This window comes from Gemmobacter nanjingensis, assembly GCF_014652195.1.
GTDB classification, from domain to species: Bacteria; Pseudomonadota; Alphaproteobacteria; order Rhodobacterales; family Rhodobacteraceae; genus Gemmobacter; species Gemmobacter caeni.
Map to the genome: position 1 here is coordinate 110,659 of NZ_BMYI01000006.1, position 21,674 is coordinate 132,332.

At 65.6% G+C, this 21,674-nt stretch carries 16 protein-coding genes and 1 riboswitch; of the genes, 4 read left to right on the forward strand and 12 right to left on the reverse strand.

The annotated features are described in order from the left end of the window. Positions 1-3: 3 nt before the first annotated feature. The 7 genes from trxC to IE126_RS11945 all read right to left on the reverse strand — a co-directional run bounded on the left by trxC (position 4) and on the right by IE126_RS11945 (position 7,745). Positions 4-441, reverse strand: a complete 438-nt coding sequence (gene trxC / locus IE126_RS11915; protein ID WP_189381100.1) for a thioredoxin TrxC — start codon at positions 439-441, stop codon at positions 4-6. Between the two features lie 65 nt (positions 442-506). Continuing rightward, a complete protein-coding gene (locus IE126_RS11920; RefSeq protein ID WP_189381101.1) occupies positions 507-818 on the reverse strand; it encodes an AzlD domain-containing protein in 312 nt (103 codons plus the stop codon). After that, positions 815-1,570 carry an AzlC family ABC transporter permease gene (locus IE126_RS11925; protein WP_229825433.1) on the reverse strand — a complete coding sequence of 252 codons (756 nt, stop codon included), beginning with the start codon at positions 1,568-1,570 and terminating at the stop codon, positions 815-817. Before IE126_RS11925 ends, IE126_RS11920 begins: the two co-directional genes overlap by 4 nt. Positions 1,571-1,637: 67 nt before the next feature. Further along, positions 1,638-4,475 (reverse strand): aminomethyl-transferring glycine dehydrogenase, encoded by a 2,838-nt coding sequence (gene gcvP, locus IE126_RS11930; RefSeq protein WP_189381102.1) that lies wholly within the window; start codon positions 4,473-4,475, stop codon positions 1,638-1,640. 107 nt (positions 4,476-4,582) lie between these two features. After that, positions 4,583-4,942, reverse strand: a complete 360-nt coding sequence (gene gcvH / locus IE126_RS11935; protein ID WP_189381103.1) for a glycine cleavage system protein GcvH — start codon at positions 4,940-4,942, stop codon at positions 4,583-4,585. 16 nt (positions 4,943-4,958) lie between these two features. After that, positions 4,959-6,077 (reverse strand): glycine cleavage system aminomethyltransferase GcvT, encoded by a 1,119-nt coding sequence (gcvT, locus tag IE126_RS11940; protein ID WP_189381104.1) that lies wholly within the window; start codon positions 6,075-6,077, stop codon positions 4,959-4,961. Positions 6,078-6,241: 164 nt separating this feature from the next. Then, positions 6,242-6,345, reverse strand: a riboswitch (glycine riboswitch). Between the two features lie 8 nt (positions 6,346-6,353). Beyond that, on the reverse strand, positions 6,354-7,745 hold the full coding sequence (locus IE126_RS11945; protein ID WP_189381105.1) for an MATE family efflux transporter: 1,392 nt from the start codon (positions 7,743-7,745) through the stop codon (positions 6,354-6,356). 165 nt (positions 7,746-7,910) lie between these two features. Between IE126_RS11945 and IE126_RS11950 the strand changes: the two genes are divergently transcribed. Next, positions 7,911-11,663, forward strand: a complete 3,753-nt coding sequence (locus tag IE126_RS11950) for a calcium-binding protein (protein ID WP_189381106.1) — start codon at positions 7,911-7,913, stop codon at positions 11,661-11,663. Positions 11,664-11,717: 54 nt separating this feature from the next. Here the strand turns inward: IE126_RS11950 and IE126_RS11955 are convergent, their stop codons facing one another. The 4 genes from IE126_RS11955 to IE126_RS11970 all read right to left on the reverse strand — a co-directional run bounded on the left by IE126_RS11955 (position 11,718) and on the right by IE126_RS11970 (position 16,321). After that, complete coding sequence (locus IE126_RS11955) at positions 11,718-13,295, reverse strand: 2-isopropylmalate synthase (RefSeq protein ID WP_108130166.1); 1,578 nt, start codon at positions 13,293-13,295, stop codon at positions 11,718-11,720. A 208-nt stretch (positions 13,296-13,503) separates the two neighbouring features. Next, a complete protein-coding gene (locus IE126_RS11960; RefSeq protein WP_189381107.1) occupies positions 13,504-14,109 on the reverse strand; it encodes a hypothetical protein in 606 nt (201 codons plus the stop codon). Beyond that, on the reverse strand, positions 14,046-15,233 hold the full coding sequence (locus tag IE126_RS11965) for a hypothetical protein (RefSeq protein WP_189381108.1): 1,188 nt from the start codon (positions 15,231-15,233) through the stop codon (positions 14,046-14,048). The genes IE126_RS11960 and IE126_RS11965 overlap by 64 nt, the downstream gene beginning before the upstream one ends. A gap of 59 nt (positions 15,234-15,292) precedes the next feature. Further along, positions 15,293-16,321 (reverse strand): lysine-2,3-aminomutase-like protein, encoded by a 1,029-nt coding sequence (locus IE126_RS11970; RefSeq protein WP_189381165.1) that lies wholly within the window; start codon positions 16,319-16,321, stop codon positions 15,293-15,295. Positions 16,322-16,418: 97 nt separating this feature from the next. On the opposite strand from IE126_RS11970, the gene IE126_RS11975 reads away from it, so the two are divergent. Next, a complete protein-coding gene (locus tag IE126_RS11975; RefSeq protein ID WP_189381109.1) occupies positions 16,419-16,967 on the forward strand; it encodes a heme NO-binding domain-containing protein in 549 nt (182 codons plus the stop codon). Further along, positions 16,964-18,304 carry an ATP-binding protein gene (locus IE126_RS11980; protein WP_189381110.1) on the forward strand — a complete coding sequence of 447 codons (1,341 nt, stop codon included), beginning with the start codon at positions 16,964-16,966 and terminating at the stop codon, positions 18,302-18,304. Before IE126_RS11975 ends, IE126_RS11980 begins: the two co-directional genes overlap by 4 nt. A 37-nt stretch (positions 18,305-18,341) precedes the next feature. On the opposite strand, the gene IE126_RS11985 is transcribed toward IE126_RS11980, so the two are convergent. Next, positions 18,342-19,814, reverse strand: a complete 1,473-nt coding sequence (locus IE126_RS11985) for an MORN repeat-containing protein (protein ID WP_407646030.1) — start codon at positions 19,812-19,814, stop codon at positions 18,342-18,344. Positions 19,815-19,926: 112 nt separating this feature from the next. Here IE126_RS11985 and IE126_RS11990 point away from each other — a divergent pair, with 112 nt between their 5' ends. Beyond that, positions 19,927-21,588, forward strand: a complete 1,662-nt coding sequence (locus tag IE126_RS11990) for an NAD+ synthase (RefSeq protein ID WP_189381111.1) — start codon at positions 19,927-19,929, stop codon at positions 21,586-21,588. Positions 21,589-21,674 lie beyond the last annotated feature (86 nt).

Below are 21,674 nucleotides of genomic sequence, written 5' to 3' on the forward strand. Positions count from 1 at the left end.
GACTCAGGGCCGCAGGTTCTGCCGCACGAAATCCGAGATCTGAGCCGCAGGCCGTGCCCCCGCCAGTCGGGCGACCTCGCGCCCGCGATGGTAAAGCACCAGCGCCGGAATACCCTGAATCCGCGCACGTCCGGCAATATCCGGGTGATCTTCGGTATTCAGCTTGGCCAGACGCACCTCGGGGGCCAGCGCCTTCGCCGCCTTGGCGAATTCGGGCGCCATCGCCCGGCAGGGGCCACACCACGGCGCCCAGTAATCCACCAGCAACGGCAGGTCATCACCCCGCACCGCCTTGTCATGACTCAGCCGGTCCAGCTCGTGCACGCGGCCATCGTCCAGCGGCTCGCCACAACTGCCGCATTTCGGCGCGGCCGACAGACGGTCGCGGGGCACCCGGTTCATCTGCCCGCAGGTAGCGCAGGCCAGTTTCACGGCTTCCATCGGAGCCTCCATTCATATTCCCGTTGCGGAATATATTGGCGGTCCCCCGAACACCCGCAAGGGGCCTAGATCGCGAAAACCACGCCATAGACCAGCGCCCCACCCAGGGTCGCCAGCACGACCGAGCGGCGCCAGAACCACAGGCCGATCACCGCCACCGTTCCCGCCCAGAACGCCGCCTGCGCCCCGCCCGTCAGCAGGGGCAGAACCGAAACGGCAAACAGCGCCGCAATCGCCGCCGGGCCGATCGCGGCCAGCATCCGCCCCGGCCAGCCCCCCGCAGACAGCGCCGACAGGTTCAGCCGGAACGGCAGATAGCGAAACGCCCATGTCGCCGCGCCCACGGACACCACCAGTGCCAGAACCTCAGCCCTCATGCCCGCCCCCGCGGCAACCCAGCCAGAGCCCCGGCCAGCATCCCGGAAAGAATCCCCGAGGTCGCCGAATGCAGCAGCGTCACCCCGATGGTCACGGCCGCCGCCACCGCGATCACCGGCAATTGCGCCCGGCTCAGGATCGACAGCAGAAGCGCCAGAAACAGCGCGGGCAACATGAAGCCCAGCGCCGCCTCGACCGCCGGATAGGCCGCCAGTGCCCCGCCCCCTGCCGCCGCCCCCGCAGCGGTGCCCGAAACCCAGGCGGCATAGGCCGCCAGCCCCAGCCCGAACATGAACGGCTCCGAAAACCGCCGCCCGCGCGACAGCGCGCCCAGCGCAGTGCCAAACACCTCGTCCGTCAGCCCGAAGGCCCAGGCCCAGGCGCGCCGCGTCGCCTGTTCATGCCCCGCCGCCGCCATAAGGGCCGGACCATAGGCCAGATGGCGCAAGCCCATCGCCACCAGCGTGAATACTGACACCAGCAGCGGCGCCCCGCCCGAAACCAGCGCCACGGCCAGAAACTGCGCCGCGCCGGAATACATGATCACTGAAAAGGCCATCACCTCGGCAAAGCCAAGCCCCGCCCGCGTTCCGGCCACACCAAAAGAAAAGGCAATGGGAAAATATCCCAGCACAATCGGCAGCGCCGCCATCAGCCCCGCCGCGAACCCGCTTTCCCCCTGCCGCATCACACCCCCAAGACCGACCCGGATGCAGCTAAAGGCCAGACGCTTCCGCGTCCAGCCCTGCATTTGCTTCTTGCCCAAATACTCAGAAAACACCGGTCGCCCCGCGCAAAAGCCGGGCGGCCGGGCGCCTTCATTCCGCCGCCATGTAGCTTTCAACCGGCGGGCAGATGCAGATCAGATTGCGGTCACCATAGACGTTATCCACCCGCCCGACCGGCGGCCAGTATTTGTCCACCCGGAAGGCCCCGGGCGGGAAGCAGCCCTGCTCGCGCGGGTATTTCCGTTCCCAGTCGGCGACCAGATCTTCCACCGTATGCGGCGCATGGCGTAGCGGGCTGTCCTCGGCGGAAATCTCGCCCGCCTCCACCGCCTTGATCTCGGCGCGGATCGCCAGCAGCGCGGTAATGAAACGGTCGATCTCGGCCTTGGTCTCGCTCTCCGTCGGCTCCACCATCAGCGTGCCCGCCACCGGCCAGCTCATCGTCGGTGCGTGGAAACCGTTATCAATCAGACGCTTGGCGATGTCATCCACCGTCACGCCCGCTTCCGCGAAAGGCCGGGTGTCAAGGATGCATTCATGCGCCACTCGCCCCCGGTTGCCCATGAACAGCACCTCATAGGCGCCCTTCAGCCGGGCCGCGATGTAATTCGCGTTCAGGATCGCCACGCGCGTCGCCTGCGTCAGCCCTGCACCGCCCATCATCAGGCAATAGGCCCATGAAATCAGCAGGATGCTTGCTGAGCCGTAGGGCGCCGCCGAAACCGGCCCCTCGGCGCCTCCCGTCTCGGGGTGCCCCGGCAGATAGGGCGCCAGATGCGCCTTCACCCCGATCGGCCCCATGCCCGGCCCGCCGCCACCATGCGGGATGGCAAAGGTCTTGTGCAGGTTCAGGTGGCTGACGTCGCCACCCACCTCGCCCGGCTTCACCAGACCCACCATGGCATTCATGTTGGCGCCGTCGATATAGACCTGCCCGCCGTGCTCATGCGTGATCTTGCAGATCTCGCGCACGGTTTCCTCGAACACGCCATGGGTGGAGGGATAGGTGATCATGCAGGCCGCCAGACGGTCGCCCGCCTCCGCCGCGCGGGCGCGGAAATCCTCGACATCCACGTCGCCATTGGCCGAGGATTTCACCACCACCACTTTCATCCCCGCCATCTGCGCAGAGGCCGGGTTGGTGCCATGGGCCGATACCGGAATCAGGCAGACATCGCGATGCTCTTCGCCCCTTGCCCGATGATAGGCCTGAATGGTCAGAAGCCCGGCATACTCGCCCTGCGCACCGCTGTTGGGCTGCATCGAGAAGGCGTCATAGCCGGTGATCTCGCACAGCTTCTCCGACAGGTCGGAAATCGCCTCGTGATAGCCCGCCGCCTGATCCGCCGGCACGAAGGGGTGCAGGCTGGAAAACTCGGGCCAGGTGATCGGCATCATCTCGGCCGCCGCGTTCAGCTTCATCGTGCACGACCCCAGCGGGATCATCGCCCGGTCCAGCGCGAGGTCACGGTCGCTGAGACGCCGCATGTAGCGCATCATCTCGGATTCCGCGCGGTTCATGTGGAAGACCGGATGGGTCAGCACCTCGGATGTCCGCAGCATCGCCTCGGGGAAGCCGAGGTCGGCGCTGACCGGCGGCGCGGTATGGATGCCAAAGGCGCGCAGCACACGGGCCAGAACATCCTCGTTGGTGGTCTCGTCCAGGCTGATGCCAACGTGGTCATTGCCCACCTTGCGGAAGTTCAGCCCCTCCAGCCGCGCGGCGGCCAGAATACCGGCCTGCCCCACGCCCACATTCACCGTGATCGTGTCGAAGAAGTGCTTCTGCGGCAGAACCGCGCCCGCCTCGCGCAGGGCGCTTGCCAGCCGCACCGTGTAGGAATGCACCCGTTCCGCAATCGCGCGCAGGCCCTTCGGCCCGTGGAACACCGCATACATGCTGGCCATCACCGCCAGCAGCGCCTGCGCCGTACAGACATTCGACGTCGCCTTTTCCCGCCGGATATGCTGTTCGCGGGTCTGGAGGCTCAACCGATAGGCCTTGTTGCCCCGCGCGTCGATGGAGACACCGACGATCCGCCCCGGCATGGCGCGTTTCATATCGTCCTTGCAGGACATGAAGGCGGCATGCGGCCCGCCATAGCCCATCGGCACGCCGAAGCGTTGCGCGGAGCCGACGGCGATGTCGGCCCCCATCTCGCCCGGCGCTTTCAGCATCATCAGCGCCAGCAGGTCAGTCGCCACCACGGCCACCGCCTTCGCGGCATGCAGACGGTCGATCCAGGGTTCCAGATCGCGAACATTGCCCCAGGTGCCCGGATACTGGAAGATCGCGCCGAACACCTTTTCCGGCTCAAGGAACTCGGGGTCCGCCACGATGACCTCGATCCCGAGCGGCAGCGCGCGGGTGCGGATCACTTCAATGGTCTGCGGGTGGCAATGCGTGTCGACGAAGAAGGCGCGGGCCTTCGATTTCGCCACGCGCTCGGCCATGGCCATGGCCTCCGCCGCCGCCGTCGCCTCGTCCAAGAGGCTTGCGTTCGCCACTGGCAGCCCGGTCAGATCGGCCACCATGGTCTGATAGTTCAGCAGCGCCTCAAGCCTGCCCTGCGCAATTTCGGGCTGATAGGGGGTATAGGCGGTATACCAGGCCGGGTTTTCCAGAATGTTGCGCTGGATCGCGGGCGGGGTCACGGTGCCGTAATAGCCCTGCCCGATAAGGCTGGTCATCACCCGGTTCTTGGCCGCCACCCCGCGGAGCTTCGCCAGAAGCTCATGCTCGGACAAGGGCGCCCAGCCCAGGGGCGTTTCCTGCCGGATTGAGGCGGGGATGGTTTCGTCGATCAGCGCCTCCAGCGTGGGCACGCCCACGGCCTTCAGCATATCCGTCATCTCGGCCGGAGACGGGCCGATATGACGGCGGTTGGCGAAATCGTAAGGGTTGTAGTCGGTCGGTGTGAAGGTCATGTCACATCCCGCGACGGACCATGCCGCCGCGCTCCCATTTTCGGTCCGAAATAACGTGGTGGTGCAGGGGCGGCGCCCCCGCCCTTGCCGTCTTCAGCCAACCGGCCTCAGCCGATCAGTTCCTTGTATTCGTCCTCGTCCATGAAATCGTCGAGCACGCTCAGGTCATCGAGCTTCATCTTGAAGAACCACGCTTCCCCCAGCGGGTCTTCGTTCACCAGACCGGGGTTGTCGGCGAGTTTCTCGTTCACTTCGACAATCTCGCCTTCGACCGGGGCGAGGATGTCCGAGGCTGCCTTGACGCTTTCGATCACACAAACCTCATCCCCGGCCCCAACCTGGGTTTCCGGCTCGGGCAGTTCGACAAAAACCACATCACCCAGCGCCTCGGCCGCGTGTTCAGTGATGCCGACCACCACAACATCGCCCTCGACGCGCAGCCACTCGTGTTCCTTGGTATATTTCATCGCTTTAAGCCCTGTTTCAGCGTTTGTAGGTGGTAGGTTGGAACGGCATGTAGGCCACCGTCACCGGCTGGCGCTTGCCGCGCAATTCGCCCGCGAGGGCGGTTCCGGTGGCGGCGTGGTCCACCGTGACATAGCCCATGGCAATCGGAGCCTCGACCGACGGGCCGAACCCGCCCGAGGTGATGCGGCCCACGGCGGTCTCGCCTGCGTAAAGCTCGACCCCCTCGCGCATCGGCGCGCGGCCCTCGGGGCGCAGGCCGACGCGGCGGCGGGCCGGACCTTCGGCCAGTTCACGCAGGATGCGCGCGGCACCGGGGAAGCCGCCTTCGCGGGCGCCGCCCGTGCGACGGGCCTTCTGGATCGCCCAAGTCAGACCGGCCTCGACGGGCGAAGTCGTCTCGTCAATGTCATGCCCATAAAGGCAAAGTCCGGCCTCAAGCCGCAGGCTGTCGCGCGCGCCAAGCCCGATGGGCGCAACCTCCGCCAACGCCAGCAGCGCGCGGGCCAGCCCCTCGGCACCGCCATCCGGCACCGAGATTTCATAGCCATCCTCGCCGGTATAGCCCGAGCGGCTGATCCACAGCTCGCCGAACACCGTCGGCACCTGCGCCACATCCATGAAGCGCATCGCAGCCACCTGCGGCACCAGTCGCGCCAGCGCGGCCTCGGCCGCCGGGCCTTGCAGCGCCAGCAACGCGCGGTCGGTTACCGGCAGAACTTCGGTCGTGGCGGAGAGATGCGCCTGCATATGGGCAATGTCGGCGGCCTTGCAGGCGGCGTTCACCACGACGAACAGATGATCGCCGCGATTGGCGAACATCAGGTCGTCCAGAATGCCGCCCGCGTCATTGGTGAACAGGCCATAGCGCTGCCGCCCCTCGGCCAGCCCGGCCACATCGACCGGCATCAGCCGCTCGAAATCCAGCGCGGTGGCCTCGTAGCTGCCTTTGGGCCGCAGGATCACCTGCCCCATGTGGCTGACATCGAACAGCCCCGCAGCCGCGCGGGTGTGAAGATGTTCCTTCAGCACCCCCATCGGGTATTGCACGGGCATGGAATAGCCCGCGAAGGGCACCATCTTGCCGCCCAGTTCCTCATGCAGGTCATTGAGACCCAGCCGCAAAAGGTCGCTCACGCGCGCCTCCTCTTCCGCCGGTCATCGCATAGGTCCGGCACCTGTCGACAGGCCAACCCCTGTCGTGCGGTGCCCCCTCTGTCCCTGCCCTTGCCATGCCGGCTTAGGACGCCTGAGATCGTTATCCCTTCGGCGGGCGCGTCGCGCGCCACTCTCCAGAGTCTTCTGCCAGAACGGTCCTGTCGCCTGAGAGTTTACCGGGGCGGTTGCTCCTTCGGCACCGGCTCCGAGGTGAGTGACCCCCGCCGGATTCTCCCGATCCTGACAAGTTCACTGCTAGCCCAGCCGCCCCGTCGGAGGCAAGGGAAATTTCGTATCCGACGGTATGCCAACCATTTCCGACATAGCCAGCATACGCCGGTCAATCACGCGCAATGCAAGCCAGACAGCCAGCACCCCGAAAACGATGCCGCCGACCGCCTGCCCGATCAGCACCCCTTGCGGGCCATAGCTCTGCCCCAGCCACCAGGCAAAAGGCACCGTGCCCAAGGTATGCCGCCCCCAGTTGATGAGCGTCGCCTGAAACGCAGCGCCCAGATTGTTGCAGGCGGCATTCGCCACGAAGATCAGGCCATTGAAGAAGAACAGCAGGCTCAGCGGACCGCAGAACAGGAAGACCAGTTCGCGGGTCAGCCCCTCAGCATGGAACAACGCGGCGATGGGCGCGCGCAGCAGAAACAGCAGTGCCGACATGCCAAGGATCACAAGGCCAGTGAACCGGATGGCGTCAAAGAAGGCACGACGCACGCGGTCCATCCGGCGCGCACCAAGATTCTGGCCGATGATCGGGCCGATGGCCCCCGCAAGAGCAAAGATCATGCCGAAGGCGACCGGCGTCAGCCGCCCCGCGATGGCCATGCCCGCCACGGCGGCCTCGCCATAGCCCGCGACCATCCGCGTCACCAGCGCCTGCCCCACAGGGGTGGCAAGCTGGGTCAGGATCGCGGGGCCGGAGATGGCCGACAGCGGCGCGACCGCCCCGCGCAGGCTGCGCGCCGAAACCGGGCTGAAGCCACCATGCCGCCGCCAGATCGGCCAAAGCGCCATGACCACCATCGCGATGCGCGATCCCCAGCCCGCAATGGCGGCGCCGGTCAGCCCCAGATCAGCCCACAGGATCAGCACCGGGTCCAGCGCCGCCAGCACGACCGCACCCCAGACCGTGACCATCATCGACGCCCGCGCCTCGCCATGCGCGCGCAGGATCGCCGCGCCGATCATGCCGATCATCAGCAGCGGCTGCCCGGGTGTCACCAGTTGCAGGAACCACAGCGCCAGTTCCGCCGTGCGACCCGTCGCCCCCAGAAGGTCCACGATCTGCGGCAGCAAGAACCAGACAACGGCCGAAAAGACGATGCCGAACAGCGCCCCCAGCACCAGGCCCTGCGTCGCCCTGTCCCGCGCCAGCACCGGGTCGCGCGCGCCCACTGCCTGCGCGGTCAGCGCCGAGACACCGATCGACAGGCCGATGCCGAAGGCCGTGGTGAAAAACAGCACCGCCCCGCCATAGCCCACAGCCGCCGTCGCCTCGGGATCGCGCAGCCAGGAGATGTAGACCATGTTGATCAGATCGACGACGAAAATGGCCATCAGCCCGACCGACGAGGTCAGCGACATCACCGCCACATGGGCAAACAGATTGCCCTCCACAAACCGCGCCTGCGCCATCGTCCCGTCCCTGTCCGTTCGCGCCGCCAGTCAGCGCCGACCGAGCGGAAATGTCCAGCCCGGACGGGCCGGCCCGCCCCTCCGAAACGGCGATTGCCGGAATCCCCGCCCTATGTCAGCATCGGCGGAATTTACCGGATGATCAGCATTCGGCGGGAGGGTGGGATGGCTGTATTCACGGGCGTGCGCGGACTGTCCTGGACAGCCGTTCTGCTGGACGAGGAACAGGAAATCGTCGGAACCAATTTCGATGTAGCGACAGTTCCGGATGACGAAACAGATGTGCGCCTGGGCGGCGCGGGCGCAGGCAGCCTTGCGCAGATTGTCGAGACCACACTGGCGGGCGAGTCGCTGAACATCCGCAATCTCGACATCCTCACGGGCGCCGCGCTGGAAGGCTACAGTTCGAACCTGACCATCCACGGCGATGTCAGCAATGCCGGAAGCTGGTCCCTGCTGACTGACTACATGACGGTGCTGGGCGGCAGCATCGACAATGCGGGCACCATCCGCATTCTTTCAGATGACGCGCAGAACAACAATTCCTCGGCCCTGAGGCTGGGCGATGGCACCACCACGCTGACCGGCGCAGGGCGGCTGGTGCTGGGGTCGCGGCTGGAAGGCGGCACCTCGAACAGCCTGTCCACGCAACTGACCGGGATGGATGGGGATGACGGTCTCGCGGTGCTGGAGAATTTCAGCACCATCGAAGGCGCGGGCACCATCGGCTACAACAAGAACCTTGGCGATCCGGGCGGCAATCTGGTTCTGCATAATGCCACCGGCGGCCTGGTCGATGCCAATGTCGCAGGGGTGCGGCTGCATCTTTACAGCGCCGATGTGACCGGGGCGAACCCGACCACGAATGCCGGTATCATGCGGGCCAGCGGGGGCGGCACACTGTATCTGCAAGTGCCGCTGCTGGAACAGACCACCGGGGCAGAACTGCGGGCCGAGGGCGCAGGCTCTGTGCTGCGACTGCATGACGGACGCATCGCCGGGGGTCATCTGGCAACGACCGGCGGCGGGCGGATCGAGACCGCGAATTTCCATACCACGCTGGACGGCGGCTCGGTCGCGGGCGCGCTGACCATCGACGCGGGCGGGCAGGTTCGCGCCACGCAGATGCTGGAACTCGCGGGCGAGATCGTGAACCGGGGCACGATCCAGGTGGACGGCTACTCAGGCCAGCTGGCAGCGACAGACCTGACGCTGCGCGGCGGGGGCGCGGTGGAACTGGCCTTCGACGTGGCGTCCGGCACCCAGTATCGCAATGCGCTGGTTCAGGGGGCAGACAGCACGACAACGGGCCTTCTGGTGAACGAGGACAATCTGATCCACGGCGCGGGCCAGATCGGCCGGCAGCAGGCCGCCATCGGCATGGGTCAGTCTGTGGCAATCCGCCTGTCGCTGGAAAACGGCACCAATGGCATCATCGCGGCGGATGTGGCAGGCGCACCCCTGACCCTGCAAGGGCTGGAGACTTTCCGCAACGCCGGGCTGCTGCGAGCCGAGACCGGGGCGACCCTGCGCATCGCCGCCGGATCAGGCGATGTGGCGACGGATTATGCCGATGAAGCGCAGGTGCTGGACAACAAGGGGGGCCGCATTCTCGCCACCGGCACCGCAGCGCGGGCAGAGCTTCAGGGCAACGGCCAGACCATGACGGTCGAGGGCGGCACGCTGGAGGGGCGCGCGGGCGGCGAAATCCATCTGATGAACGCCAGTTCAGTGCTGGATGGCAGCACGGCGCGCGGGGCCGTGACCCTGCTGGGCGATATCCGCGTGCAGGGCGGCGGCACACTCACCGGCCAGATCGACAACAAGGGCGATCTGCATTTCGACACCGCCCGCACCCAGCGCCTGCTGATCGAGGACACGGCGCGGCTGGCAGGCAAGGGCGAGGTACGGCTGGCCGAAACCGGCACACCCGGCGGCGAGATCAGGGGGGCGACGCAGGGCGGTGAGGCGACGCTGGAGAATATCAACAACTGGCTGCACGGCGCGGGCACCATCGGCAGCCTCTGGGCCGGATCGGGTGCGACCGGCTATTTCCGCTATGGACTGTCGCTGACCAATGCGGACGCAGGCCGGATCAGCGCCGATCTGAAAGGTCAGACGCTGCGGCTGGAAGGGCTGACCGCCTTCCGCAATGACGGGCTGGCAGAGGCGCTGAAAGGCGGCCTTTTGCAGCTTGCGGTGGGGGTGAATGACGCCGGGCGCGACATGGCCGCCGTGATCGCCAATCAGGGCGGCACGCTGCGTGCGGCGGGTGCGGGTGCGCGGGTCGAACTCGCGGGCGGCACCGCCAGCCTGACGGTGCAGGGCGGCACACTGGCAACGGTTAATGGCGGCGAAATCCTTGGTTACAGCGGCGCGGGGCTGGACGGCAGCACCGGGGCGCTGAAGCTACAGGGCCTGTTCCGCGTCATGGGCACCACCACCCTGCGCGGTGAAATCGGCAGCAGCGGCCAGATCCGCTTTGACGAGGCGGGCGGCACCCGTCTGGCTATCCACGCGAAGGGCGCCGCGCTGACCGGCAAGGGTCTCATTGTGATGGACGGTCTGACCGGACAGGACAGCCTGACCGGCAGCGGCGCCAGCGCGGCCCTGCTGACCAACGGCAATACCATCACGGGGGGCGGCTTCATCGGGTCGCTGGAAGGCGCCGCCGAGTTGAAGCTGGCCAATGCCGCAGGCGGCACGATCCGTGCCACCACCGGCCAGACCCTGACGCTCGACACAGGCCGCACGTTGCGCAACGAAGGTGTGATCGAGGCGCGCGGCGGCACGCTCGACCTGCACGACGATCTGACCGGCGCGGGCCGTCTTGGCGTTTCGGCAGGCGGCACGCTGCTGCTGAACGGCACTGCAAACGACCGCGTCACCATCACCGGGAACGGTAGCGAAACCGTGCGCGCCCGCGATGGCTGGGCCACCGGCATCAGCTTTCGCATCGACGGATTCGGCACGGGCGACCGGCTTGAACTGGGCTCTGCCCATACCTTCGGCACAGATGGCCGGATCGAGGATTTCACCTTTTCAGCCAAAGGCCTGTTCCGCTACGATACCGGCGCGGGGCTGCGCAGTTTCACCCTTTCGGGCCTGTCGAAGACAGAACTGGCGGTCGAGGTCAGTGGCGGCATGGCGACGCTGGTCGGCATGAAGGTCACGCGCGGCGACAGCAGTGCCAATGTGATGGCGGGCAGCAAGGGCGATGACCGGCTGATGGGTCTGGGCGGCGCGGATACCTTCCGCTCTTCCACCGGGAATGACATTTTCGACGGCGGCGCCGGGGCTGATCTGGTGACCTATGGCAGGGTAAAGGCGGGGGTGACAGTCACCCTCGGCGCGGGCACTGCGGACGGGCAGGCCAGCGGCAAGGGCATCGGCACCGACATCCTGCGCGGGATCGAACATGTCACAGGGGGCCGCGGGACCGACCGGATTACCGGCAATGCTGCCGCCAACCGGCTGGAGGGCGGCGGCCGTGGCGACCATCTGTCCGGACTGGCCGGGGCGGATACGCTCACGGGCGGGGCGGGGAATGACCGGCTGACAGGTGGCACCGGCAAGGATGTGCTGACCGGCGCCTCCGGGGCGGATGTCTTTGTCTTCGATACGGCGCTGAAACCCGGAAATGTCGACCGCATCACCGATTTCGACACCGGGGCCGACAGTATCGCGCTCGCGGGCAGCGCGTTCCGGTCTCTCCACGGTCAACTGCAAGAAAACGCCTTCAGGATCATCGGCGTGCCCGGCGCGAAGGTCGATGCCGACGACCGGCTGATCTATGACAGCGGCACGGGTGGATTGTTCTTCGATACCAACGGCAGCGGCGCGGGCGGACGCAAACTGATCGCGATGATCGGCGCAGGGCTGGACCTGACCGCCGGGCATTTCGACCTTCTGGGCTGATGCAAAAAGGGCGCCGGTTCTGCACCGGCGCCCCTTCTTGCTCTGCCCTGACGATCAGCCGGCGTCGCGGTAATCCACCGTTTTCACATCATCGCCGGGGTTGGATTTCTTCCGGCGCTCGATCAGGCGGTTGATCGCGTTGACATAGGCCTTGACGCTGGCCACCACCGTATCGGTGTCGGCGGACTGACCGGTGGCGATCCGGCCTTCCTCTTCGATCCGCACGCTGACCGTGGCCTGCGCATCGGTGCCTTCGGTCACCGCATGCACCTGGTACAGCTGCAACCGCGCCTTGTGAGGGTAGAGCATCTTGACCGCGTTGAACGCCGCATCGACCGGCCCGTCGCCGGTGGCGTCAATGCTGTGCTCCGCCCCGTCAATCACCAGCGTCAGCTCCGCCTCCTGCGGGCCGTCGGTGCCGCAGACAACGCGCAGACGTTTCACCTGAATGGTGTCATGCGCCTCATGCGTATCGGCGTCTTTCACCAACGCCAGCAGGTCGTCGTCATAGACCTCTTTCTTGCGGTCGGCCAAAGCCTTGAAGCGCACGAAGAGGTCATTCAGCTGGTTGTCACCCAGATCGACGCCCAGTTCCTTCATCTTGGCGCGCAGCGCCGCACGGCCCGAATGCTTGCCCATTGCGATGTTCTTCGCGGTCAGGCCGATGCTTTCGGGGCGCATGATCTCGAAGGTCTCGACATTCTTCAGCACGCCATCCTGATGGATGCCGCTTTCGTGCAGGAAGGCGTTCTTGCCGACGATCGCCTTGTTGAACTGCACCGGGAAACCCGAAACGGTCGAGACACGGCGCGAGATATGCATGATCTTGGTCGTATCGATGCCGGTGGCATAGGGCATGATGTCATTCCTGACCTTCAGCGCCATCACCACTTCTTCCAGCGCGGCATTGCCGGCGCGTTCACCCAGACCGTTGATCGTGCATTCAATCTGCCGCGCACCCGCTTCCACAGCGGCCAGACTGTTCGCCGTCGCCATGCCCAGATCATTGTGGCAGTGGGTCGAAAAGATCACCTCGTCGGCGCCCGGCACACGCTCCAGCAGCATGCGGATCAGGTCGGCACTTTCGCGCGGGGCGGTATAGCCCACGGTGTCGGGAATGTTGATGGTGGTCGCGCCGGCGCGGATCGCGATCTCCACCACCCGGCACAGGTAATCATGTTCCGTCCGCGTCGCATCCATCGCCGACCATTGCACATTGTCGCACAGGTTACGGGCATGGGTGACGGTTTCATGGATGCGCTCGGCCATTTCATCCATGGTCAGGTTCGGGATGGCGCGGTGCAGCGGCGAGGTGCCGATGAAGGTATGGATACGCGGCGAGGCGGCGTGTTTCACCGCCTCCCAGCAGCGGTCAATGTCCTTGAAATTCGCCCGGCTCAGCCCGCAGATCGTGCTGTTTTTCGCGCGTTTCGCGATTTCCGTCACCGCGTTGAAATCGCCTTCCGAAGCGATGGGAAAACCCGCCTCGATCACATCGACGCCCATCTCGTCCAGGAGGCCGGCAATCTCCAGCTTTTCCTCATGGGTCATGGTGGCGCCGGGCGACTGCTCGCCATCGCGCAGGGTGGTATCAAAAATCACGACGCGGGGTTGTGCGCTGCTGTCGGTCATGTGCTTGTCCTTGAAAATTCTGGTGCTTCGATCCCTGGGTGCTGGTCACCTCCGAGCGGTCGCACCCGAAGGCACGCTCAGAGGCAGCTAAGGAGAAGCAGGCCACGGGCGGCCGGGGCGCACAGCGGCGCGCAGGAAATGATATGGAAGCCCGTGTTCATGGGGCGGGACTATAACGGCCGGGACGGGAAAGAAAAGAGGAAATGCGCTAGTCCCGGTCCTTCTGCATGATCCCGGTAATCGCCGCCACCCCCAGCGCCGAGACCAGCCAGCCCATGCCTTGCAGGAGCAATTTCGCCCCCCATGCCATCGTGCCAAGGAAGTTGGCGGTGGTCGCCGCCCATGCACTTTCCTGCCCCAGATCGAACAGCGGCACGAAAACATCGGCCGCATAGGCGAAGGCGTTGAAGGTCTCATAATGCTGCCCCGCCCCCAGATGCTCCCAGGCATGGGCGGGGGCGGCGGGGTTCTCGGCCATGGCCTGCGCCCATTGCGCCGAGGTCATCACCACATCCGAATTGGGCACCATGCCCCCGGCCCGCCAGACGATGAAATAGCCCAGCGTCGCCATGGTCAGCACCTTGAGCGAGACGATCAGCGCCCGCTCCGGCAGGTAGCCATGCCCGACGATGCGCCGTGCCAGCCAATGCTTCACCTGCGAAAACCGCATGCGGCACCAATGCACGCCAATATCCGCCCGCACCTCCTGCGCGGCCGCACCTTCGCCCCGGCTGTCGCGCCAGAGTTCGCTCAGCCTTTTGCGATCCTCCCGCAACTGCTCCTGCCCCAGAATTTCCTCCCGCTCATAAAGCACCCGCCGCGCCGCCCGGTTATGGCCCATTGCAGCGAGGGTCTTGGCAAGCGGGTGTAGGGCTGGGGGGAGAAGGTGCCGTCGAACCACGCGCCTTGCTTCAGCCAGCGCAGGCGGCCAGGAATATCCAATGAGCCGAACAGCCGATCATAGGTGAACCCATCCAAGTTCAGGTATCCGTTTATCTTATTCCAGCTTGCGAAATCATCGACCAGATCCCCAACCTGCGCCGCGGTTAGAATGAGATCGCCCATTATTACTTCAACTTCGCGAAAGAGAAGGCCCCCAGTCACGCTCATACTCTGCCCGTTCAGCGCCATGCTCCCGTTGCCGTCCAGCTTGGCACCCTCGCAAGCCAACTGCCCACCGATCCGCGATCCATTGAGGCCGATGCAGCCCGTCGCCGTAACCCCGCGCAGAAAAAGGCTCTGACCGAGCGTCATCCCCTGCCCGTTCAGCGCCTTGCCGCCGTTACCGTCCAGCTCGGCCTCGACGCAAACGACCTGCCCGCCGATCTGCGATCCCGCGAGGGTGATGCAGCCCCTCACCTTGGCCGCACGCAGAAAAAGGCTATCGCCGAGTGTCATCCCCTGCCCGTTCAGCGCCACGCCCCCATTGTCGTCCAGCTTTGCCCCCACACAATTCAACTGCCCGCCGATCCGCGCCCCAACCAGAGATAGGGGACCAGTCATTTCAGTCCCTTCCAGAAACAGCGCGCCCGACAGCTCAAGATGCGAGGCCCGTAGGCCCGGCAGTTTGCTCCCATCTAAGTTCAACTGATCCAGCCGGGCATGTTCCAAATAGGGCGCGTTCTGAAAATAACATTCAGCAAGAGTCACACCGCCCTGCCCCTTCGCAAAGCGCAGGTCCAGTATCCCCCTAATCCATCCGCCTTTCAGCCCGACCCCGCTGTCATCCAACCCGCAATCCTTGGTGCCGCCGAGGATCAGCAGGCGGATCAGCTCGGCGCGGATGGTATTGGCTTCGGTCGGCCCGGTCGGACGCTCATTGGAAAGGATGCAATGCTCCCCCTTCTGACAGGCCGTGATCAGGCGCTGTTCCGCCTCGGTCGGCTCATAGCCGTTGTCAGGCTTCAGAAACGCGGTGACAGAGGGGATACGGGGCATGGTGGATCTCACTTGCACCCCATAGTTGTGGCGCGGCGCGGGTCAGCCTGCAAGCGGTGTCAGTCGCGCGCCGGGTCGGTATAGCGATGCACCTCGTCCAGCCGGTCCCTCACCCGCCATTCGCCCGGCGCCACCTCCTCCGCCATGCCCGGCGTCAGGGCGATCTTGCCCGCGCCACCCGGAATATCCAGCACATAGGACGGCAGCGCGAGGCCCGAGAGGCGGCGTTTCAGCTCGGCCATCAGCGCACGGCCCTCGGCGATGGTGGTGCGGAAATGGCTGGTGCCCTCGGCCAGATCGCAGTGATGCAGGTAGTAAGGCTTTACCCGGTTGCGGATCAGGGCGCGGAACAGCGCCTCCAGCGTGTCGGTATCATCATTCACGCCGCGCAGCAGCACCGATTGCGAGAACATCGCCACCCCGGCGCGGTTCAGCCGCCGCAGCACGGCCCGCGCGGGCTCACCCAACTCATCGGGGTGGTTGGTATGGATCACCAGATGCACGGGCTTCTCGCGGTCCAGCACCGCGAGCATGGCCGCACCCATCCGCTCCGGCGCGACCACCGGCACCCGGCTGTGAATGCGCAGGGTTTCCACATGCGGCACCGCCTCCAGCCGGTCGAGCACGGCCCCCAGCCGCCGCGCTGACAGGGACAGCGGATCGCCGCCGGTCAGGATGACCTCGCGGATTGCGGGCGTGGCGGCGATATAGGCCAGCGCCGCGTTCAGACCGGCCTCGGGCAATGCGCCCGCCGCGCCCACCGTCTCGCGCCGGAAACAGAAGCGGCAATAGACCTCGCAGGTCTGGGTGACGGCAAGGATTACCCGGTCGGGGTAGCGATGCGTCAGGCCCGGCGCCGGGCTGAAGGCACGGTCACCGATGGGGTCGGCGCGCTCCTCCGGACGGATCAGCAGTTCCGCCACATCCGGCACGAATTGGCGCGCGACACCCGCCGACCCGGCCTGCGCGCGCATTGCGGGGCTGAGCCGGATGCGAAACCGCTCCGCCACGGCATCCAGCGCCGCCGAGGGCTCCACCAGCCCCGCCGCCGCCAGGTCGCTCACAGTGGTCAGAGCCTTCATCGCCATCGCCCCTTCGGAAAGCCCGGCGAAATGCGCGCGGCTTAGCGGTTTGTCAACCTCTGCCATGCAGGACTGGGGCGGAACGCACGAAAGGGTGACGGCGATGAAGGGAATCGTTTTTGTCGAACTGCTGAAAATGGCCGAAAACCTGCTGGGCGAGGCCGTGGTGGATCAGGTTCTGGACGACACGCCGCTGTCCACCGGCGGTGCGTTTTCCGCCGTGGGGGATTACCCCTGCGCCGATCTGGTCGCGCTGGTGGGCGCCTTCTCGCGCGTGACCGGCCTGCCGGGCGAGGAACTGCAACGCCGCTTCGGCCACTGGATGATGAACACCTTCAAAACCTATTATCCCGCCTTCTTCGAGGACAAACCCGATGTGCTGGCCATGCTGGAGGCGATCGAGGGCGAGGTGCATGTGGAGGTGCGCAAGATCTATCCCGGCGCCGAATTGCCGACATTCGCCACAGAAAGGCTCGGCCCAGGCGAGTTGCGGATGGATTACAGCTCCACCCGGCCGCTGGTGCCGTTCTGTGCCGGGCTGATCGAGGGCTGTGTCGATCATTTTGGCAGGCCCGCCACCATCACCACACGCGACCTTTCCACCCCCGGTCAGGCGCGGGCCGAATTCACCATCCGCCACGACACGCCATGACCGTGCTTCCACCGCCCGATCAGGTGTCACGCCGCCGCTATGACCGGGAACGACGCGCGCGAGAAGAGGCCGAGGCCCTGCTGGAACAGAAAAGCCGCGAGCTTTACGAGGCGAATTGTGCGCTGGAAGGCCAGGCCCGCAATCTGGAAGCCGAAGTGCGGTTGCGCACCGCCGATCTGGACCGCGCCCGCCAGCAGGCCGAGGCCGCGAATGCGGCGAAAAGCCTGTTTCTGGCCAACATGAGCCATGAGATCCGCACACCGCTGAACGGGGTTCTGGGCATGGCCGAACTGCTGGAGCCACTCATCGACCCGCCCGAACAGCGCGCCATGGTGGCCACGATCCGCGAATCCGGTGAAACGCTGCTGCGGGTGCTGAACGACATTCTGGACCTGTCGAAGATCGACGCGGGCCATATGGAACTGGAAACCTCGGCCTTTCGTCCGGCGGATGTGGTGGCGCGGGTCGAGGCGCTCTATTCCCTGCGCGCGCAGGAAAAGGGGCTGTCCTTCGCCATCCTTGCCAGCGCCGATGCCGCGCGGCTGCGACTGGGCGACCCGCATCGTATGGCGCAGATCCTGCACAACCTGCTGGCGAATGCGATCAAGTTTACCGAAACCGGCGAGATCCGGGTGCTGATGACCTGCCCGCCGGGGCGACCCGTCACGCTGGATGTCACTGATACCGGCATCGGTATGACTGCAGACCAGCTTGCCCGCATGTTCGAGGATTTCCAGCAGGCCGATCCGACCATCACCCGTCGCTTCGGGGGCACCGGGCTGGGTATGGCCATCGTCAAAAAACTGGTCGGGATGATGGGAGGCGAGGTGAGCGCGCAGTCGCAACCCGGCTTCGGCACCCGAATCCGCGTGACGCTCCCCCTGCCAGAGGCAGAGGATATGCCGATGGTGCCGCCGGAGCCTGCACCACCAGATCTGCCGCTTGACCTGCTGCCCGGTTTGAAGGTGCTTGCCGCGGATGATAATGCCACCAACCGCAAGATCCTTGCGGCAATGCTGGCCCCCTGCGGGATATCGGTTGAGCTGGTCTGTGACGGACGTCAGGCCATCGCCCGCGCATCGGAAAAGCGGTTCGATCTGATTCTGCTGGATATTTCGATGCCGGTCGTAGATGGCGTGACCGCCTTGCGAGCGATCCGCGAGGCGGAGCGCGCCTCGGGCTGGCCCGCCGTGCCTGCGCTGGCGATCACCGCCAATGCCATGCGCCATCAGGTCGAGGCTTATGCAGCGCAAGGCTTTGCCGGCCATGTGGCAAAACCCTTTTCACGGCAAAGGCTTCTGGCTGCTCTTTGTCAGATTGCGGCGAGAGATGGCTGACGCTGCACTCACCCACGCCAGTCCGAAAGCGCGCGGCTCAGTTGCCCGCTGGCGCGGCAGCGTCACCCGGCGCAGGCTCAGTCGAGGCGTCGGCCGGGGCGGGCTCCGGTGCTGCCACCAAAATCCCGTTCAGCCACTGGCCCGAGCTTTCACGGCCATTGGCATAGCGCAACATTCCTTGCCCCTCGCGCCGCCCTTTGACGAAAGCGCCTTCATAGACGTCGCCATTGGCATAACGCGCGATGCCCTGCCCGGTCATCTCGCCCGCCACCCAGTCGCCCTCATAGCTGAAACCATCGGCCATGGTCATCTTGCCTTTGCCCTGCCGGGCACCATCGACAAAACCGCCAGTATAGGTCGCGCCATCCGCATAGGTCGCAATGCCCTCGCCGGTGCGCTTGCCCGCCACCCAGTCACCTTCGTAGCGATAGCCGTCAGGCCGGGTCAGCACACCCTCGCCCTGCGCCTGCCCATCAGCATAGGCGCCTTCATAGATTGCGCCATCGGCATAGGTCGCCCGGCCCTGCCCCGCAATCTCGCCCGCGACCCAGTCGCCCTCATAGCCCGAACCATCCGCATAGGTGATGCGACCGCGTCCTTCGGGCTTGTCGGCCTTGAACGCACCCTCATAGACCGATCCATCGGCATAGGTCATGCGCCCCGCACCTTCCATCCGGCCCGCGACCCAGTCACCATCATAGCTGTAGCCATCAGCGGTGCGAAACACGCCCTTGCCATCACGCTGATCGCCCCTGAAACCACCTTCGTAGACCGAGCCGTCCTTGTAGGTCATCTTGCCACGACCCTGACGCTCGCCCTCCACGAAGGCGCCTTCGTAAACCGAGCCATTGGGCTGGGTCAGCTTGCCCAGACCATTGATCTGTCCCTTGGCCCAATCTCCGTCATAAGTCAGGCCGTCGGGCATGGTCAGCTTGCCCTTGCCGTCGCGGTTGCCCGCCTTCATCCCCCCGTCATAGACGGTGCCGTCCGGGTAGGTCAGCCTGCCCTGCCCGTCCTTCATGCCCCCGAGCCAGCCGCCTTCGTAAACCGCCCCTTCGGCCGAGGTCAGCTTGCCCTGCCCCTCATGCACCGCATCAACGAAATCGCCCTCGTAGACCGAGCCATCGGCATAGCGTGCGACACCCTTGCCGGTGATCTTGCCGTCCGACCAGTCGCCTTCATAGGTGCTGTTGTCGGCATAGGTGATCTTGCCCTTGCCAAAGGGCTTGCCCCCGAGAAAATCCCCCTCGTAGACCGAGCCATTGGGATAGCGGGCAGTGCCGCGGCCACGGATCTCACCTTCGACCCATTCGCCGCTGTATTCGAATCCATTGGTCAGCCGGTAGGTGCCCTGCCCGTGCTGCCGCCCGTTGAGGAACTGCCCCTCGTAGACCGAACCGTCATCATATTGCTTGACCAGCACATCGGAGGTGTTCTGCGCCGCGACCGGCAAGGCCAGTGCCATCGCCAGCCCCGCCGCGCCCATGCCCATCCCGAACCGCTTCCGCATCCTCGCCCCCCGGATCCTTGTGCCGCTTCCTCCTTTTCCTTGGCCGTCAGTCTGCTAGAAAGCAAGACAAATCCTCGGGACGCCGCTCCCGCTGCCAGACGGAGAGCCGCCCATGGCCGCAGACCGCTTTCGCCTGACACTTGCCCAACTGAACCCGGTTGTGGGCGATATCGCGGGCAATGCCGCCAAGGCCCGCAGCGCCTGGGCCGAGGCGAAGGCCGCAGGCGCCGACATGCTGGCACTGACCGAAATGTTCATCACCGGCTATCAGACTCAGGATCTGATCCTGAAGCGGGTTTTTGCCGATGCGGCAGAGGCGGCGATCCTGGCGCTGGCCGCCGATTGTGCCGAAGGCCCGGCCATCGGCATCGGTGGCCCGGCGCGGGTAGGCGACAGGCTTCACAATGCCTGGTGGGTTTTGCAGGGCGGCAAGGTGGTGGCGAAGGTGTTGAAGCACCATCTGCCGAACAGCGATGTCTTCGACGAAAAACGCATCTTTTCACCCGCCGATGTCTCCGGTCCCTACCGCATCGGGCCGATCCGCATCGGCACGCCGATCTGCGAGGATGCCTGGCACCCCGATGTGGCCGAAACGCTGGCCGAGACCGGGGCAGAGATCCTGCTGGTGCCCAATGGCTCGCCCTATCACCGGGGCAAGCCGAACCTGCGGCTGAACCTGATGGTGGCGCGCGTGGTCGAGACCGGGCTGCCGCTGGTCTACCTCAATATGGTGGGCGGCCAGGACGATCAGGTTTTCGACGGGTCGAGCATGGTGCTGAATCCCGGCGGTGCGCTCGCGGTGCAGATGCCGCAATTCGACACCTGCCTGACCCATGTGGATTTCACGCGCGGGCCGGAAGGCTGGCGCGCGGAGCCCGGCATGATCGCCGAAATCCCCCGGATCTGGGAGGCGGATTATCGCGCCTGCGTCATGGGTTTGCAGGATTACATGGCGAAAACCGGCTTCCGAAAGGTGTTGTTGGGCCTGTCGGGGGGGATTGACAGCGCCATCGTTGCCACCATCGCCGCCGATGCGCTGGGGCCCGAGAATGTGCGCTGCGTCATGCTGCCCTCGGCCTATACGTCGGAGCATTCGCTGGAAGATGCGGGTGAGGTCGCGCGCAATCTGGGCTGTCGGCTGGATACCGTGCCGATCGGCGGGGCGCAGGCGGCGGTGGGCGAGGCGCTGGCCGACCTGTTTGCAGACACCGAACCGGGCATCACCGAGGAAAACGTGCAAAGCCGGCTGCGCGGGCTGATGCTGATGGCGCTGTCGAACAAGTTTGGCGAGATGCTGCTGACCACCGGCAACAAATCCGAAGTGGCGGTGGGCTACTGCACCATCTATGGCGACATGAACGGCGGCTACAATCCGATCAAGGATATGTACAAGACCCGCGTGTTCGAAACCTGCCGCTGGCGCAATGACCATCATCGCCCATGGATGAAGGGTCCGGCGGGCGCGGTGATCCCCGAACGGGTCATCACCAAACCACCCAGCGCCGAATTGCGCCCTGACCAGAAGGATCAGGACAGTCTGCCCCCTTATGAGGTGCTGGATGCGATCCTGGAGGGGCTGGTCGATCAGGAACTTTCGGTGGCCGAGATTGTGGCACAGGGTTATGACCACGCCACTGTGAAACGGGTGGAGCATCTGCTGTATATCAGCGAATACAAGCGCTTCCAGTCGGCGCCCGGCGTGCGGCTGACCCCCCGCGCCTTCTGGCTGGACCGCCGCTACCCCATCGCCAACCGCTTCCGCGATCCGGGCTGAACCGGGTTCCGTGCATCAGCGAACATCCGCCCTGCGGCCGCACCGAATGGGCGCAGGGCCGCCTGCGCACTATGTTAGCTGCATAA